The organism is Bradyrhizobium sp. USDA 372 (assembly GCF_053629095.1).
Window position 1 is genome coordinate 3,014,022 of sequence record NZ_JBRJHR010000001.1, and the last position, 14,571, is coordinate 3,028,592.

General features: G+C 65.7%; 13 protein-coding genes. 9 read left to right on the top strand and 4 right to left on the bottom strand.

The annotated features are described in order from the left end of the window. The first annotated feature begins 10 nt into the window (after positions 1-10). The 5 genes from AB7M16_RS14360 to AB7M16_RS14380 all read left to right on the top strand — a co-directional run bounded on the left by AB7M16_RS14360 (position 11) and on the right by AB7M16_RS14380 (position 5,061). A complete protein-coding gene (locus AB7M16_RS14360) occupies positions 11-1,162 on the top strand; it encodes an ATP phosphoribosyltransferase regulatory subunit (RefSeq protein WP_439401574.1) in 1,152 nt (383 codons plus the stop codon). 4 nt (positions 1,163-1,166) lie between these two features. Then, entirely contained in the window at positions 1,167-2,144 is a 978-nt protein-coding gene (gene hisG, locus AB7M16_RS14365) for an ATP phosphoribosyltransferase (protein WP_453944270.1), read from the top strand. A 97-nt stretch (positions 2,145-2,241) separates the two neighbouring features. Further along, positions 2,242-3,288, top strand: coding sequence for a glycosyltransferase family 2 protein (locus AB7M16_RS14370; RefSeq protein ID WP_172787150.1), 1,047 nt, complete (start codon positions 2,242-2,244; stop codon positions 3,286-3,288). After that, a complete protein-coding gene (locus AB7M16_RS14375; protein ID WP_453944271.1) occupies positions 3,285-4,130 on the top strand; it encodes a ChbG/HpnK family deacetylase in 846 nt (281 codons plus the stop codon). Before AB7M16_RS14370 ends, AB7M16_RS14375 begins: the two co-directional genes overlap by 4 nt. A 124-nt stretch (positions 4,131-4,254) precedes the next feature. Next, entirely contained in the window at positions 4,255-5,061 is an 807-nt protein-coding gene (locus AB7M16_RS14380; RefSeq protein WP_172787148.1) for a DUF2076 domain-containing protein, read from the top strand. Between the two features lie 646 nt (positions 5,062-5,707). On the opposite strand, the gene AB7M16_RS14385 is transcribed toward AB7M16_RS14380, so the two are convergent. Next, on the bottom strand, positions 5,708-6,523 hold the full coding sequence (locus AB7M16_RS14385; RefSeq protein ID WP_453944272.1) for a L,D-transpeptidase family protein: 816 nt from the start codon (positions 6,521-6,523) through the stop codon (positions 5,708-5,710). 316 nt (positions 6,524-6,839) lie between these two features. Here AB7M16_RS14385 and AB7M16_RS14390 point away from each other — a divergent pair, with 316 nt between their 5' ends. After that, positions 6,840-7,625 carry a protein phosphatase CheZ gene (locus tag AB7M16_RS14390; RefSeq protein ID WP_172787146.1) on the top strand — a complete coding sequence of 262 codons (786 nt, stop codon included), beginning with the start codon at positions 6,840-6,842 and terminating at the stop codon, positions 7,623-7,625. Between the two features lie 167 nt (positions 7,626-7,792). On the opposite strand, the gene AB7M16_RS14395 is transcribed toward AB7M16_RS14390, so the two are convergent. Continuing rightward, the gene (locus AB7M16_RS14395; RefSeq protein ID WP_212259320.1) at positions 7,793-8,314 is read right to left on the bottom strand and encodes a hypothetical protein; all 522 of its coding nucleotides are present in this window, start codon (positions 8,312-8,314) and stop codon (positions 7,793-7,795) included. Between the two features lie 316 nt (positions 8,315-8,630). Between AB7M16_RS14395 and AB7M16_RS14400 the strand changes: the two genes are divergently transcribed. The 3 genes from AB7M16_RS14400 to AB7M16_RS14410 all read left to right on the top strand — a co-directional run bounded on the left by AB7M16_RS14400 (position 8,631) and on the right by AB7M16_RS14410 (position 12,082). Next, positions 8,631-8,927, top strand: coding sequence for a co-chaperone GroES (locus AB7M16_RS14400; protein ID WP_453944273.1), 297 nt, complete (start codon positions 8,631-8,633; stop codon positions 8,925-8,927). A 114-nt stretch (positions 8,928-9,041) separates the two neighbouring features. Next, positions 9,042-10,673, top strand: coding sequence for a chaperonin GroEL (gene groL / locus AB7M16_RS14405; protein ID WP_453944274.1), 1,632 nt, complete (start codon positions 9,042-9,044; stop codon positions 10,671-10,673). Between the two features lie 200 nt (positions 10,674-10,873). Beyond that, complete coding sequence (locus AB7M16_RS14410) at positions 10,874-12,082, top strand: hypothetical protein (protein ID WP_453944275.1); 1,209 nt, start codon at positions 10,874-10,876, stop codon at positions 12,080-12,082. A 132-nt stretch (positions 12,083-12,214) separates the two neighbouring features. Here AB7M16_RS14410 and AB7M16_RS14415 read toward each other — a convergent pair whose 3' ends face one another. Both AB7M16_RS14415 and AB7M16_RS14420 read right to left on the bottom strand, forming a co-directional pair. Then, positions 12,215-12,613 (bottom strand): META domain-containing protein, encoded by a 399-nt coding sequence (locus AB7M16_RS14415; protein WP_439401581.1) that lies wholly within the window; start codon positions 12,611-12,613, stop codon positions 12,215-12,217. Between the two features lie 131 nt (positions 12,614-12,744). Further along, entirely contained in the window at positions 12,745-14,409 is a 1,665-nt protein-coding gene (locus AB7M16_RS14420) for an L-lactate permease (RefSeq protein ID WP_453944276.1), read from the bottom strand. Between the last annotated feature and the right edge of the window lie 162 nt (positions 14,410-14,571).

Below are 14,571 nucleotides of genomic sequence, written 5' to 3' on the forward strand. Positions count from 1 at the left end.
GACTCCTGAGATGACCGCGACTGCCACCTCAAATGCTGCCGGCTCCGCCGCCTGGGCGGATACGCTGCTCTTGTCGTTCGCGCAGGCCGGCTATGTCAGGGCCGAGCCCGCCATCCTGCAGCCGGCCGAGCCGTTCCTGGACCTCTCCGGCGAGGACATCCGCAAGAGCTTGTACCTGACCACCGACCTCTCCGGCGAGGAGCTCTGCCTGCGCCCGGACCTGACCATTCCTGTCGCGCGCGACTATCTCGCCTCAGGCCGGGCCGGCCAGCCCGCGGGGTTCAGCTATCTTGGTCCGGTGTTCCGCTACCGCAGCGGCCAGGCCAGTGAATTCCTCCAGGCCGGCATCGAATCATTCGCCCGTCAGGACCGCGCCGCGGCCGATGCCGAGATGCTGGCGCTGGCGCTGGAGGCGACGGCCGCCTTCGGCGTCCGCGACGTTGAGATCCGCACCGGCGATGTTGCCTTGTTCAATGCGCTGCTCGACGCGCTCAACCTCTATCCGGTCTGGCGCCGCCGCCTGGTCAAGGATTTCAACCGCAAGATCAGCCTGGAGCAGGATCTGGAGCGGCTGGCGGCCGCGACCACCGCGACGCGCAGCGAATATGAGGGCGTGCTGGCGGCCCTTGCCGGCTCCGACCGCAAGGCGGCGCTCGCCTTCGTCACCGATCTGATGTCGATCGCCGGCACCACCAATGTCGGCGGCCGCACCACGGCCGAGATCGCCGATCGCTTCCTCGAGCAATCGACGCTGAAGGGCGGCGCGCTGCCGCGCGAGGCGATCGCCGTGCTCAAGCGCTTCCTGTCGATTTCGGGCAATCCCGACGATGCCATCGCCGAGCTGCGCGCACTCACGACGGACGCGAAGCTCGATCTCGCTTCCGCGATCGATCAGTTCGAGAGCCGGGTCGGCTTCATGGCCGCGCGCGGCATCGATGTGAAGCAGACCCGCTTCTCGACCGCGTTCGGACGCGGGCTCGATTATTACACCGGCTTCGAATTCGAGCTGCACCACAGGGGCAACGGCGCCGAGCCGCTGGTCGCCGGCGGCCGCTACGACGGGCTGATGACCCAGCTCGGCTCGACCGAGCCGATCCCCGCCGTCGGCTTCTCGGTCTGGGTAGACGCGCTGAACCGGATCGGCCGCAAGGTGGGAGCGTAAAATCATGAGCGCGCCATTCGTTCTGGCCGTTCCCTCCAAGGGCCGCCTGCAGGAAAACACCGAGGCCTTCTTTGCCCGTGCCGGCCTCAAGCTGTCGAAAGCCGGCGGCGCCCGCGACTATCGCGGCACCATCGCAGGGCTCGACAATGTCGAGGTCGCCTATCTCTCGGCGAGCGAGATCGCCTCGCAATTGTCCCGCGGTTTTGCCCATCTCGGCGTCACCGGCGAAGATCTCGTGCGCGAGAACATCGCCGATGCCGACAAGCGCGTGTCGCTGATCGACGGGCTCGGCTTCGGCTATGCCGACGTCGTCGTCGCGGTGCCGCAGGCCTGGATCGACGTCCGCACCATGGCCGACCTCGACGACGTCACCACCGGCTTCCGCGAGCAGCATCACATGCGGATGCGGGTCGCGACCAAGTTCGTCAACCTCACCCGCGGCTTCTTCCAGGCTCACGGCATCACCGATTACCGCATCGTCGAAAGCGCGGGCGCCACCGAGGGCGCGCCGGCGGCCGGCAGCGCCGAGCTGATCGTCGACATCACCACGACCGGCGCGACGCTCGCCGCCAACGGCCTGCGGGTGCTCGACGACGGCGTGATCCTGCGCAGCCAGGCCAATCTGGTGGCCGCCAAGGAGGCCGACTGGTCGCCGCAGGCGCGCGAGACGGCGCGTGTCATCCTCGACCACATCGCAGCCCGAGCGCGGGCCAACAAGTACCGCGAGGTCCGCACCCGCTTCCGGCAATGCGATGCCGCCCTGCTCGGCGAAGCCCACAGCCGGTTCGGCGTGGAGGCCCCGTTCGGCGGCCCGACCTCGTCAGGCATGCTGACGCTGCACTGCCCACCGGGGCAGCTCTACGCGCTGGCGAGCTTCCTGCGCGAGCATGGCGCCGAGACCGTCTCGGTGGTCTCGCTCGACTACGTGTTCGACCGGGAGAACCCGCTGTTCGCCAAGCTCGAAGCTTTCTTGCGGCGGTGAGCCCGACGTTTTGAGCAGCTCCGTTCAGCGTAGCGACAGCAAACGGCTGCTACCATATGCTGTTGAGAAGACCTAAACGCCTCTGGAACCTTGATCGATGACGCTGGGCTCTGACGTTTCCGGCATGACGACCACCGCAGCCAACGCCGCAGCGAAGGGGCTGTCGATCGTCATCCCCGTCTATAACGAGGCGGCGGGCCTATCGGCCCTGCACCAGCGCATCTGCGATCTCGCCAGGACCCTGCGCCAGCGCTATCGGCTGTCTTGCGAGGTCGTTTATGTCGACGACGGCAGCAAGGATGCGACGCTGTCGATCGCGCGGTCATTGCCGGCCGACGCAATCGACGTTCAGGTGGTGTCGCTGTCGCGCAATTTCGGCAAGGAGGCCGCGTTGATGGCGGGCCTGGACCATGCCCGCCTCGGCGCCGTCATGTTCATGGACGGCGACGGCCAGCATCCGCCGGCGCTCGTCGAACAGCTGGTGCGACACTGGATCGATGACGGCTATGACGTCGTCTACACCGCGAAAGCGCATCGCGACAACGAGCCATTCCTGCGCCGGGTCGCGGTGCACGGCTTTTACGCGCTGATCAATTGGGGTGCCCGCCAGAAGATTCCGGAGGACGCTGGGGATTTCCGCCTGCTGTCGCCGCGCGCGGTCGCTGCGCTGAGGCAGCTGCCGGAACGCAACCGGTTCTTCAAGGGCCTCGCCAGCTGGATCGGCTTCCGCCAGATCCGCGTCGACTACGAGCCCGCAGCGCGCGCCCATGGCGTCACCACCTTCAACGCCGCGAGCCTGCTCGGCCTCTCGATCGAGGGCCTGACGTCCTTCTCGGTGGCGCCGTTGCGCTTCGCCAGCCTGTTCGGCGTCATTCTCGCCGGCGGTGCCTTCCTGTTCGGCCTGTCCATCCTCTGGGAGGTCTGGACCACAGGCAAGCAGGTCCCGGGCTATCCCTCGCTCGTGGTCGGCCTGATGACGATCGGCGGCGTGCAGCTCATCATGATCGGCATCGTCGGCGAATACATCGGAAAGATCCTTTCCGAGCTGAAGGCCCGTCCGATCTACTTCGTCGCCGAGCACAGCGAGAAGCATTTCGAAGCCGGCAAGGCCGATGAGGCCGCGAGCAGGACGGCAGCCGAATGAGCGTGGCCGCGAGGGCGCGGCGGATCTGGCTCTGCGCCGACGATTACGGCATCAGCCCGGGGGTCAATCGCGCCATCCGCGACCTGATCGAACGCGGCCGCCTCAACGCCACCTCGGTGATGATGGTGGGGCCCGCGATCTCGCGCGGCGACGTCGAGGCGCTTCAGGCTTCGGCAACGCAAAGCCCGCGATGCGCGATCGGATTGCACGTGACGCTGTCGGCGCCGTTCCGGCCGCTCACCATGCATTTCCGCCCCCTGGACGGCGACATGTTCTTCGCCTTTCCCAAGCTGCTGCGCGCCGGACTGATGCGGCGGCTCGACCGTGAATTCATCCGCAACGAAGTGAAGGCGCAGCTGGCCGCCTTCATGGACGCGTTCGGACGCGCCCCTGACTTCGTCGACGGTCACCAGCATGTGCAGCTCTTCCCGCAGGTGCGCGACGGCTTCGTCGCTGCGGTGGCCGAGGCTGCGCCAAAGGCCTGGGTGCGCCAGGGCGGCCGCGACCTGCCGCTTCGGCAGCGGCTGGCCTCACCGAAAGCCCTGGTGCTCGATGGTCTCAGCGCGCAATTCCGCCGCCGCGCCGGCCATGCCGGCCTCAGCTTCAATCCCGGCTTCGCCGGCGCCTATGATTTTACGCGCGCCGCCGATTTCGGCGCCTTGATGCGGCAATTCCTGGAAGGCCTCCCCGACGGCGGCCTCGTGATGTGCCATCCCGGCTTCGTCGACGATGTCCTCACCGGCCTCGATCCGATGACCGACGTCCGCGAGCGCGAGCACGCCTATCTCGCGGGCGACGCCTTCGCGCGCCTGCTGGCGGACAGCAACGTGACACTGGGATGAACGACGAAAAGCGCGCCAGAGGCAGCTTGTCGCATACCGAAATTTAATCCGGCCGGCACTGTTGGGGCCATATTGGAACCCTACATCTCCTTTCGCGCTTGGTTTTGCGCGAAGGAGACAGATCATGACGCCGCAGGAACGCCAGCTCGTCGACGACCTTTTCGACCGGCTTTCAAAGCTGGAAAATGCACCGCGCGATCCCGATGCGATCGCCGCGATCTCCGACGGCCTGCGCAAGGCGCCCGGCGCCATCTACGCGCTGGTGCAGACCACGCTGGTCCAGGACGAAGCGCTGAAGCGCGCTAATGCCCGCATCCAGGAGCTGGAAGCGGCCCATGCGCCCGAGCAGGCGCAGTCCGGCGGCTTCCTCGACACCATGCGCGACACCCTGTTCGGCTCGAGCCCCTCGCGCGGCTCGGTTCCGAATGTGCCGCCGCGTGAGCAGCGGCCGACGTGGAACAGCGGCCAGGCGATGCAGCAGGCCCAACCTGGCTACGGCGCTCCTCCGCCTTACGGACAGGCCTATGGCCAGGGTCAGGGCTATGGCGCTCCGCCGGTCGGCGGTGGGGGCGGCTCGTTCCTGGGCACGGCGGCGGCGGCCGCGGCCGGCGTCGTCGGCGGCTCCCTGCTGCTCTCGAGCATCCGCGGCATGATGGGCGGATCGCACCAGCAGGCTTTTGGCGACACCAACGCCCTCGGCGACCGCAGCCCCTGGAGCGGCGGCGATCAGTCCGGCGGCTCGCTCGCGCGCGATGCCGGCCTCGACGACGTCGGCTCGAACCGGGAGTCCCGCCACGGCTTCTTCGACCAGGCGTCAAACGACCGCGACAACAACGACCAGAACTATGGCGACGATCGCGACGATAGCTTCGACACGGCCGACAACAGCGACTTCGGCGGCGATGACGACGGCGGCAGCGATTACGCGTAGGCCATTCGACCGACAGATGTGAAACGGCCGCCTCCGGGCGGCCGATTTCTTTTCGAGCAGGGCTCAACGCGCGCTGCTCTGCACCACAGGCCAAGACGCCATTCGATATAATATGACTAGTGCATGCGTTGTCGGACAGCACCATGCAGAACGTCACGACGTGCGTCTGACTTCACCATACAGAGCGAAATCGTCCTCCGACACACGCTGCCGTAGACTCCCGGATTTCCAAATTTGGACATGGGTGTTCAACTGGAAGAACACGTTGCTTATGCCACACGCCGTGGCTGCCTCTCTTGGCTACAGTCGGGAGTTTCAAGAATGAGCCCACTTCAACAGCGCATCGCGAACCTGAGCGACGCCACAACCCATCTCATCACCGAATTGTACGAGTTGGAGGGACTGCACGAGCGCCTCAGGAAGGCCGAGCTGTCGGTGCGGCGGTTGAAGCGCTTTGCTCGCGCACCGCATTCGGCTACATCAACTCGCCGTCGCCGCTCCGCTGTCCCTCGTCCTGGATCGAGGCAACGTCAGTAGACGTGACCATTCAGGCAGGCGTTCGGCGGCAGCAGCGCCCCCTTCGATGCCCCGCAGGTCGAGCCGACGCGGCACGCGGATCCGATCGCTCCATCGATCGCATGACCCTTCACATCACGACGACCTTGGTGCCGACATTGACGCGGCCGTAGAGGTCGATGACGTCCTCGTTGCGCATGCGGATGCAGCCGGAGGACACGTTGGTGCCGATGGTCCAGGGCTCATTGGAGCCGTGGATGCGATAGAGCGTCGACCCCAGATACATCGCGCGGGCACCGAGCGGATTTTCCGGGCCGCCTTCCATGTGCCTGGGCAGATCGGGCCGGCGCGCGAGCATTTCCGCCGGCGGCGTCCAGTCCGGCCATTCGCGCTTGGCGGTGATCGATTTCACCCCGGACCAGGTGAAGCCGGGACGACCGACGCCGATGCCGTAGCGCAGTGCCCGGCCGTTGCCCTCGACGAGATAGAGGAACTTGTTCGGCGTATCGACCACGATCGTGCCGGCACTTTCCTTGCCGCTATAGTCAACGAGCTGTTTCTCGAATCTCGGATCGAACGGACGCTGCCGCGGATCGACCGCCTCCTGCTGGAGAGACGCGCCCTGCTGATAGCCGCCCTGCATCTGCGGCTCGCCCATCGGCGGCAGGCGCCGCGGATCGTAATAGCCGGGCCGCTGCTGATACACCGGCTGCTCCGGCGCGTAGGCCGGGCCGCGGCCGGGGCCATCGCCGAACAGGAATTCGATGAAGCCGCCGCCCATGTTGGAATTGGACGCGACGCGCACCGGCGCCGGCGGCACGCGCGGCTGGTAGAGCACCGCAGGCGGATCGTTCGGCACGCTGTTGTCGAAGGCGCTGGCCTCGTTCGCGCCGGCCATGATGGTGCAAGCGCTGCCGAGCAGCGCGACAGACATTTTCTTGAACATCGACGTACTCTGTACTGTTTCGTCTAGATCACATGCGTCGTGGAGAGCCGGTGGCTGATCCGCGCCCTTCGACGTGGTCAATAAAGAGCAAAAGCCGTTTTGTTTGGTAAACGGAAAGCGCGTTTCGATTCACCACGTCGCGAGCGCGCCGGCAATTTGGCGATCAGCGTTTATTTTCGATGAACGCAGCGCGACCATGGTTAATCGCTTCTTTGCACCGCGTCGCGCGACACCGCACAACAGTTCCGGTTGTGAACTTCGTGTTAAATCGCTTCTGCCTACAAAGACGCGTGAGTGAGGTGGGGGGAGTATCCTGATGGCTGTTCACCGCAAGCGTTTTCGCGTCGAGGATATCGCCGGTGGCGAGATGCCGATTTTGGACGTAACCGAAGAGGCAATCCCGATGCATAGCGAGATCATGGCCGAGCTGCGCGCGATCCGCGCCCAGATGGCGAAGGGCATCGTCGCGGCCCCGCTGTCCGGCAGCGCCGCCATGGCGGCGATCGACGCCTCCACGGCCCACGAGCTGTCCGAAGCGCGCACCATGCTCGAGACCTACCGGGCGCAGATCGAGCAGTGCGAGAAGCTGAAGGTGGAGCTCGACCTCATCCACGACGCCATCGACCGCACCAAGCGCGAGATCGCGACGCTGCACGGCAAGAGCTTCGACGGCGGCGAGATGGCCAAGGTCAATGGCGAGCTCGGCGCGGTGGTCGGCGGCACCGAGCAGGCGACCCAGCAGATCCTCGAAGCCGCGGAATCGATCGACCAGGCCGCCAGCGCGATGTCCAAGGTGGACTCGGTCGATCAGCAGAAGCGCCTCGCCGACGACATCCAGGAACGCGTCATCTCGATCTTCGAAGCCTGCAACTTCCAGGACCTGACCGGCCAGCGCATCAGCAAGGTCATGACCACGATGAAGTTCATCGAGCAGCACATCAATGCGATGATGGAGATCTGGGGCGGCGTCGACGCGATCAAGTCCCATGTGCCGGCGCCGGTCGACAGCCGCAGCGAGGACGAGAAGCTCCTCAACGGCCCCAAGCTCGCCGGCGACGTCGGCCACGCCTCGCAGGACGACATCGACGCGCTGTTCGACTGAACGGGGGCGATATCTAAAAAACAAAGCGCCGGCCTTGGGGCCGGCGCTTTTTGTTTTTTCGTCATTGCGAGGAGCGAAGCGACGAAGCGATCCAGGCTGTCTCCCAGGAGGCAGTCTGGATTGCTTCGCTCCGCTCGCAATGACGAGACGTTAGGCCAAGGGCTGCCTCACGCCCTCGGCGCGCAGCGGACGTAGACCATGTTGCCGTAGCGGGTAGCGGCGTCCTTGTCGATGAAGCGGGTGATCATGACGCGACCGTCGAAGGAGACGATCTCGCGGTCCTGCTCGCCGGGGGTCGGGCCGGCCGGTCCGATGTAGTTCTTGCCGCTCGGCGAGCCCTTCAGCCGCAGCTCCTGCGGCGTCGCCTGATCGGCGAGATGCATGATCACGCCGCCGGAGGAGCCGGCGGTGATCACGTAGGGATTCTTGCATTGCTCGCGCGCCATCTTCTCGGTGCGGGCGCGGTCGGCCGGGTTCTGGAACGAGGCGAGGCCCCAGCGGCCGACGATCTCGTCGCCGCGGATGGTGGCCGGCATTTCGGGCGCAACGCCCGGTTCGGCCTCGGGCGGCGGCGAGGACGACGTGAGGGACGGCAGACTGAAGCCGCCGCCGCAGGCGCCCAGCAGCAGCGCCAGACAAGAGGCGGCCGCCAGATTGGCAACCGTGCGCGCGTGAGCCGAACTGATCATGGCATTCCCCCGAACAAGACCATGGCCGCACCCCTCGAGCAGCCAAGCGCAAAATCGCTGCCGGAGCAATGACCGTCGTTCTCTAAGCCGGCGCCCCGAGCGAGTTTCCAATGCCACCATCCTATATCCGCCTCAACAACCGCTTAACCACCTTTGCTTGACAGGATCGCGGCCAAGCCATATTTCCGGACCCACTATTAGCACTCGGAAAGCCCGATTGCTAAGCGCGCCGTTCGATCCTCGACGAGAGGGGTGGACGGAAGCGCCGCCCCACCGACCCCACTACTTCCGAAGCGAGCCTCCAAAGGGAAACGTCATGGCTAAATCCAAATTTCGTCCGCTGCATGACCGTGTCGTGGTCAAACCTATCGACGCCGAGGAAAAGACCAAGGGCGGCATCATCATTCCGGACACTGCCAAGGAAAAGCCGTCCCAGGGCGAGGTCGTCGCCGTCGGCCCCGGCGGCCGCGACGAGACCGGCAAGCTGATCCCGATCGACCTCAAGGTCGGCGACCGCGTGCTGTTCGGCAAGTGGTCGGGCACCGAGGTCAAGATCGACAACGAAGAGCTCCTGATCATGAAGGAGTCGGACATTATGGGCGTGCTGGCCTAAGGCCATCCGCCTGAACGGCCGCTGAATGTCATGCCCGGATCCAGGCGATCCGGGCATCCATCGTTCCGCCGCGACTAGACAAGACACATCACGTAACACGAGGGATTGCAGACCATGGCTGCCAAAGACGTCAAGTTTTCCGGAGACGCGCGCGATCGCATGCTGCGCGGCGTCGACGTTCTCGCCAACGCCGTCAAGGTGACGCTCGGCCCGAAGGGCCGCAACGTCGTCATCGAGAAGAGCTTCGGCGCCCCCCGCATCACCAAGGACGGCGTCACCGTCGCCAAGGAGATCGAGCTCGAGGACAAGTTCGAGAACATGGGCGCCCAGATGGTGCGTGAGGTCGCCTCCAAGACCAACGACCTCGCCGGCGACGGCACCACCACCGCGACCGTGCTGGCCCAGGCGATCGTGCGCGAAGGCGCCAAGGCGGTCGCCGCCGGCATGAACCCGATGGACCTCAAGCGCGGCATCGACACCGCGGTGGCCGCCGTCATCAAGGACATCGAGAAGCGCGCCAAGCCGGTCGCCGCCTCCTCCGAGGTCGCCCAGGTCGGCACCATCTCCGCCAACGGCGATGCCGCCATCGGCAAGATGATCGCCCAGGCGATGCAGAAGGTCGGCAACGAGGGCGTCATCACCGTCGAGGAGAACAAGTCGCTCGAGACCGAGGTTGACATCGTCGAGGGCATGAAGTTCGACCGCGGCTATCTCAGCCCCTACTTCGTCACCAACGCCGAGAAGATGACCGCCGAGCTCGAGGACGCCTACATCCTCCTGCACGAGAAGAAGGTCTCGGGCCTGCAGGCCATGCTGCCGGTGCTGGAAGCCGTGGTGCAGTCGGGCAAGCCGCTCGTCATCATCGCCGAGGACGTCGAGGGCGAGGCACTGGCCACCCTGGTCGTCAACCGCCTGCGCGGTGGCCTCAAGGTCGCTGCCGTCAAGGCGCCGGGCTTCGGCGACCGCCGCAAGGCCATGCTGGAGGACATCGCGATCCTGACCGGCGGCCAGCTGATCTCCGAGGAGCTCGGCATCAAGCTCGAGAACGTCACGGTGAAGATGCTCGGCCGCGCCAAGAAGGTGGTGATCGACAAGGAGAACACCACGATCGTCAACGGCGCCGGCAAGAAGCCCGACATCGAGGCCCGCGTCGGCCAGATCAAGGCCCAGATCGAGGAGACCACCTCGGACTACGACCGCGAGAAGCTGCAGGAGCGCCTCGCCAAGCTCGCCGGCGGCGTCGCGGTGATCCGCGTCGGCGGCGCCACCGAGATCGAGGTCAAGGAGAAGAAGGACCGGGTCGAGGACGCGCTCAACGCCACCCGCGCCGCGGTTCAGGAAGGCATCGTCCCCGGCGGCGGCGTCGCGCTGCTCCGCGCCAAGAAGGCGGTCGGCCGTCTCACCAACGCCAATGACGACGTCCAGGCCGGCATCAACATCGTGCTGAAGGCGCTGGAAGCCCCGATCCGCCAGATCTCCGAGAACGCCGGCGTGGAAGGCTCGATCGTGGTCGGCAGGATCCTGGAGAACAAGTCCGAGACCTTCGGCTTCGACGCCCAGAACGAGGACTATGTCGACATGGTCGAGAAGGGCATCATCGATCCCGCCAAGGTGGTGCGCACCGCGCTGCAGGACGCCTCCTCCGTGGCCGGCCTCTTGGTGACCACCGAAGCCATGGTCGCCGAGCTGCCGAAGAAGGAAGCTCCGCCCGCCATGCCCCCCGGCGGCGGCATGGGCGGCTTCTAAGCCTCCGTTCCGTGACAGAGTTGCGAAGGCCGCCTCCGGGCGGCCTTCTTTTTTGCCGATCCTGCCTGTTTCGCTTTCCGATTCAACCAGCGGCCAAAACCCACTACGGTGGCGCGCCGATTCGATTGTTTGGGCATGATCCTCTCGGAAAACCGCTTCACACTTTTCCGGATCATGCCCGTTGCGCGAGGATGTCATCAATGCGTGCGCTTCTGGTCTGTTCGACGGCCGTTCTGGCGGCCCTGCTCGCCGTTCCGCCGCAGGCGTCCGCCCAGATGAAGCTGTCACCGAAGGCGACCGCGCCGGGCGGAACCGAGACGCGCTATTTCACCTCGATCGACGGGCTGATGGACGGCAATGCCGACGTGATCCTGAAGGAGACGCGCCAGGGCAAGACTGTGACCGCGGCGGTGCTCGACGTCTGCTACCCCATCGCGAAGAATTCCGACCGCAAGGACCGCTTCGTCGTCAACCTCCAGGTCGCGGGCCAGACGCTGACGGGAACGACGCAAAGCGTCGGCGAGAAGTCGCCGGTCAGCGTCAAGCTGACGCGCAAGCAATCCGGCGACATGTTCGAATTCCGCGGCCAGATCGCGATCGGCCAGGCGGTGACCGAGGTCACCTCGCCGGACAATTCCGATCTCAGCGAAAAGGAATTCCTGGACAGTCAGACCTCAGACGACGGCATCACGCCGCAGCCGAAGGATTTCACCGACGTCTCGCCGGAAGCGATCGCGGTCAAGGTCAAGCTCGACGCGGCGACCGACTTCCTGAAGAGCCTGAAGGGCCAGGAGGTCGAGGTGACGCTGGCGAGCCTCAATGTCGGTTGCGACGCGCTGCGCGCGGGCGAGCAGACCATCACCATGTCGGTCGACCCGGAGCGCGCCGGCGCGCTGCTGGCGAAATTCAAGGCGATGCCCGGCGTCACCGCCGCAGGCTGGACGGCGGGCATGACCGAGATGGACCGCACCATCCGCTTCGCCGCGGCGGACTGGCGCGAGGGCGACAAGATCAACAAGGGCAAGCTCGCAACGGCGGTCGCGAACGTGCTGAGCAGGACGCTCGCGGCAAAGCCGGTCTCGCAGAACTTCAACCCCGCCACCGGCAAGCTCAAGCTGGTGTTCAAGCGGCCGAACCAGGATTTCCCGGCGCTCGAGCTCACCGACACGATCGAGGTCGCAGGGCTGGTCTCGCCCGACAAGCCGGGCACCACCGACAAGCTCATGCTCTGGATCGGCAGCCCGGCGACGACGACGGCCGACGAGGGCAGCGGGGCAAGGCTCAATCTGTCGGACGACGCTTCGGCCGACGAGGAAGGCGATCTGCCCGACGACAACGGCTCGATCGAGGCGCTCGTCAAGGAGCTGAAGGGCCAGCGCTGGGACGCCGACAAGTCGGTGTGGAAGTGAGCCAGTCACGAACTCCGCTGTCATCGCCCGCGAAGGCGGGCGATCCAGTACTCCGAGACTGTACTGATTGAATCGATAGGTCGCGGCGTACTGGATTCCCCGCCTTCGCGGGGAATGACAGTGAGTGTGCGGTCAGTTCCCCGTCGTCCTGAAGCGCAGCGGCTTCGGGCCGATCAGCGTCAGCACGTCGCCCTGGCGCTTCCAGGTCTCGACGCTGGCGAGGGCGGCGACGAGCTCGTCATCGGCCTGCGCTCTCGCCGGCGGGCAGTTGCGGTCCTGGATCTGGCCGGGGACGAAGATCACGGTGTTGCCGGCGACCGAGAACTGGCCCTTGCCGCCCTTGCACCAGAGCTCCAGCACGACCTCGCCATTGTCCCCGATCTCGATGTTCGGAATCCGCTTCGAGCCTGCCTGCGGCAACGCTTCCAGCGTCATCTCGGTCCCGAAGGGAAACCCCTCCTCGGCACGCGCGAGCGTGGACATCGCCAGCATTGCAACCGCCGCACACAGCAAGCGCAGAAGCGAAACCATGAGACCTCTCGACCGACCTGATTTGCGGCACCTTCTATAGGACAGCCGTGCCGTTGAGAAGGTTCGCGGAAGGTGCAAAAAATCCCCGCGGGGACGAACCTCGCGGGGATTTGTGGACGCGCCGCAGTCCGCTACTTCAGAACCAGCGCCGTGAATGGCCAGACATAGGCCTGCAACGTCACGAGCACGCCGACGAGGCACGCCAGCACGATCGAGTGCCAGAACACGAAGCGCAGGATGGTGCCCTCATGGCCGTACCAGTTGGTGGCGGTGGAGGCGACCACGATCGACTGCGCGTCGATCATCTTGCCCATCACGCCGCCGGAGGAGTTCGCTGCGCCCATCAGGATCGGCGACAGGCCGAGCTGCTCGGAGGTGATCTTCTGCAGGTTGCCGAACAGCACGTTGGAGGCGGTGTCCGATCCGGTCAGCGCGACGCCCAGCCAGCCGAGCAGCGTGCCGAAGAAGGGATAGAGCACGCCGGTGGCGGCGAACGCCAAACCAAGCGTGGCGTCGACGCCGGACAGGCGCGTCAAGGTGCCGATCGCGAGCATCGCCGAGATCGTGATCAGCGAGATCGCGCAGAGCCGGATGGTGCGGCCATATTCGGTCAAAAGCTTGCCCGGACCGACGCCCATCAACAGGCCGGAGATGATCGCGGCGATCAGCATGCCGGTGCCGGTGAAGGACAGGTAGGTGAAGGCGAACACCGCGCTCTCTTTCGTCGGCCCTGGCGCGACCGGCGGCATCTTGTTGATCATCTGGTGCAGCTCGGGAACGGGATAGTTCCAAACGAAGATCGCGTTCGCCCAGGCCTTGAAGGCGCCGTTGCCCCAGACCAGCATCACGATGCAGACGATGATCCACGGCAGCAGCGCATTGAAAAGCTCACTCTGCGTCAGCGGGGTTTTGTCGAGCGGTTTCGCCGCCGCCATCGTGGCGGCCGATTCGTCGCGGCCGCGCAGCGCCGGCGACAGCCAGAGCTGCCTCGGCTGCCACACCTTCAGGAACAGGATCAGCGCGCCCATCGAGATCAGCGAGGCGCCGATGTCGACGATCCAGGGATTGATGTGGTTCGAGATCACGTATTGCGGGATCGCGAACGACACGCCGGTGACGAGGATCGCCGGCCAGACGTCCTTCATGCCCCGCCAGCCCGCGAAGGCCCACACCACCCAGAACGGCACGATCAGCGAGAAGAAGGGCAATTGCCGTCCGACCATCGCGCCGAGGATGTAGGGATCGAGGCCGGTGACCGAGGCGAGGCCCTGGATCGGCGTGCCCAGCGCGCCATAGGCGACCGGCGCGGTGTTGGCGATCAGCGACAGGCCGGAGGCCGCGAGCGGCGAGAAGCCGAGCCCGATCAGCACCGCGCCCGTGATCGCGACCGGCGTGCCGAAGCCCGAGGCGCCTTCGAAGAACGCGCCGAACGAGAACGCGATCAGCAGCAATTGCAGCCGCCGGTCCTCGGTGACCCCGCCGACCGCGCGCTTGAGCAGCTCGAAGCGCCCGGTGGTCACCGTGACCTGGTAGAGGAAGATGACGTTGAGAACGATCCAGCCGATCGGGAAGAACCCGGTGACGATCCCCAGCATCGAAGCGCGGATCGACATGTTCGCCGGCATGGTGAAGACGAAGATCGTGATCAGGTTGGTCACGATCACGGCGATGACGGCGGCGATATGCGCCTGAACGCGACCGCTCGCGATCAGCACCAGCAGCGTGACGACGGGCACCGCCGCCGCGATCGTCGACAGCACCGGGCTGTGCAGCGGGTCATAGAATTGATTCCACATGGTCTTCCTCTCCCACGCATGTTTGCGGCAGGCGGCCCGCGTGGAGAGCCGGTCCTGCTTGACGCTGAGAGCGATAACCCCCGCGTTGGACGTGAATTCCTCGTGAATGCAGCGGTTCCCGGCCGCTCACAAGGTCGCGAAATCCCGGAGCACCCCACCCCG

Excerpts from the sequence above, each read along its gene's own strand:
- AB7M16_RS14360 (WP_439401574.1), top strand. The coding sequence starts at position 11 with ATGACCGCGACTGCCACCTCAAATGCTGCCGGCTCCGCCGCCTGGGCG.
- hisG (WP_453944270.1), top strand. The coding sequence starts at position 1,167 with ATGAGCGCGCCATTCGTTCTGGCCGTTCCCTCCAAGGGCCGCCTGCAG.
- AB7M16_RS14370 (WP_172787150.1), top strand. The coding sequence starts at position 2,242 with ATGACGCTGGGCTCTGACGTTTCCGGCATGACGACCACCGCAGCCAAC.
- AB7M16_RS14375 (WP_453944271.1), top strand. The coding sequence starts at position 3,285 with ATGAGCGTGGCCGCGAGGGCGCGGCGGATCTGGCTCTGCGCCGACGAT.
- AB7M16_RS14380 (WP_172787148.1), top strand. The coding sequence starts at position 4,255 with ATGACGCCGCAGGAACGCCAGCTCGTCGACGACCTTTTCGACCGGCTT.
- AB7M16_RS14385 (WP_453944272.1), bottom strand. The coding sequence starts at position 6,523 with ATGTTCAAGAAAATGTCTGTCGCGCTGCTCGGCAGCGCTTGCACCATC.
- AB7M16_RS14390 (WP_172787146.1), top strand. The coding sequence starts at position 6,840 with ATGGCTGTTCACCGCAAGCGTTTTCGCGTCGAGGATATCGCCGGTGGC.
- AB7M16_RS14395 (WP_212259320.1), bottom strand. The coding sequence starts at position 8,314 with ATGATCAGTTCGGCTCACGCGCGCACGGTTGCCAATCTGGCGGCCGCC.
- AB7M16_RS14400 (WP_453944273.1), top strand. The coding sequence starts at position 8,631 with ATGGCTAAATCCAAATTTCGTCCGCTGCATGACCGTGTCGTGGTCAAA.
- groL (WP_453944274.1), top strand. The coding sequence starts at position 9,042 with ATGGCTGCCAAAGACGTCAAGTTTTCCGGAGACGCGCGCGATCGCATG.
- AB7M16_RS14410 (WP_453944275.1), top strand. The coding sequence starts at position 10,874 with ATGCGTGCGCTTCTGGTCTGTTCGACGGCCGTTCTGGCGGCCCTGCTC.
- AB7M16_RS14415 (WP_439401581.1), bottom strand. The coding sequence starts at position 12,613 with ATGGTTTCGCTTCTGCGCTTGCTGTGTGCGGCGGTTGCAATGCTGGCG.
- AB7M16_RS14420 (WP_453944276.1), bottom strand. The coding sequence starts at position 14,409 with ATGTGGAATCAATTCTATGACCCGCTGCACAGCCCGGTGCTGTCGACG.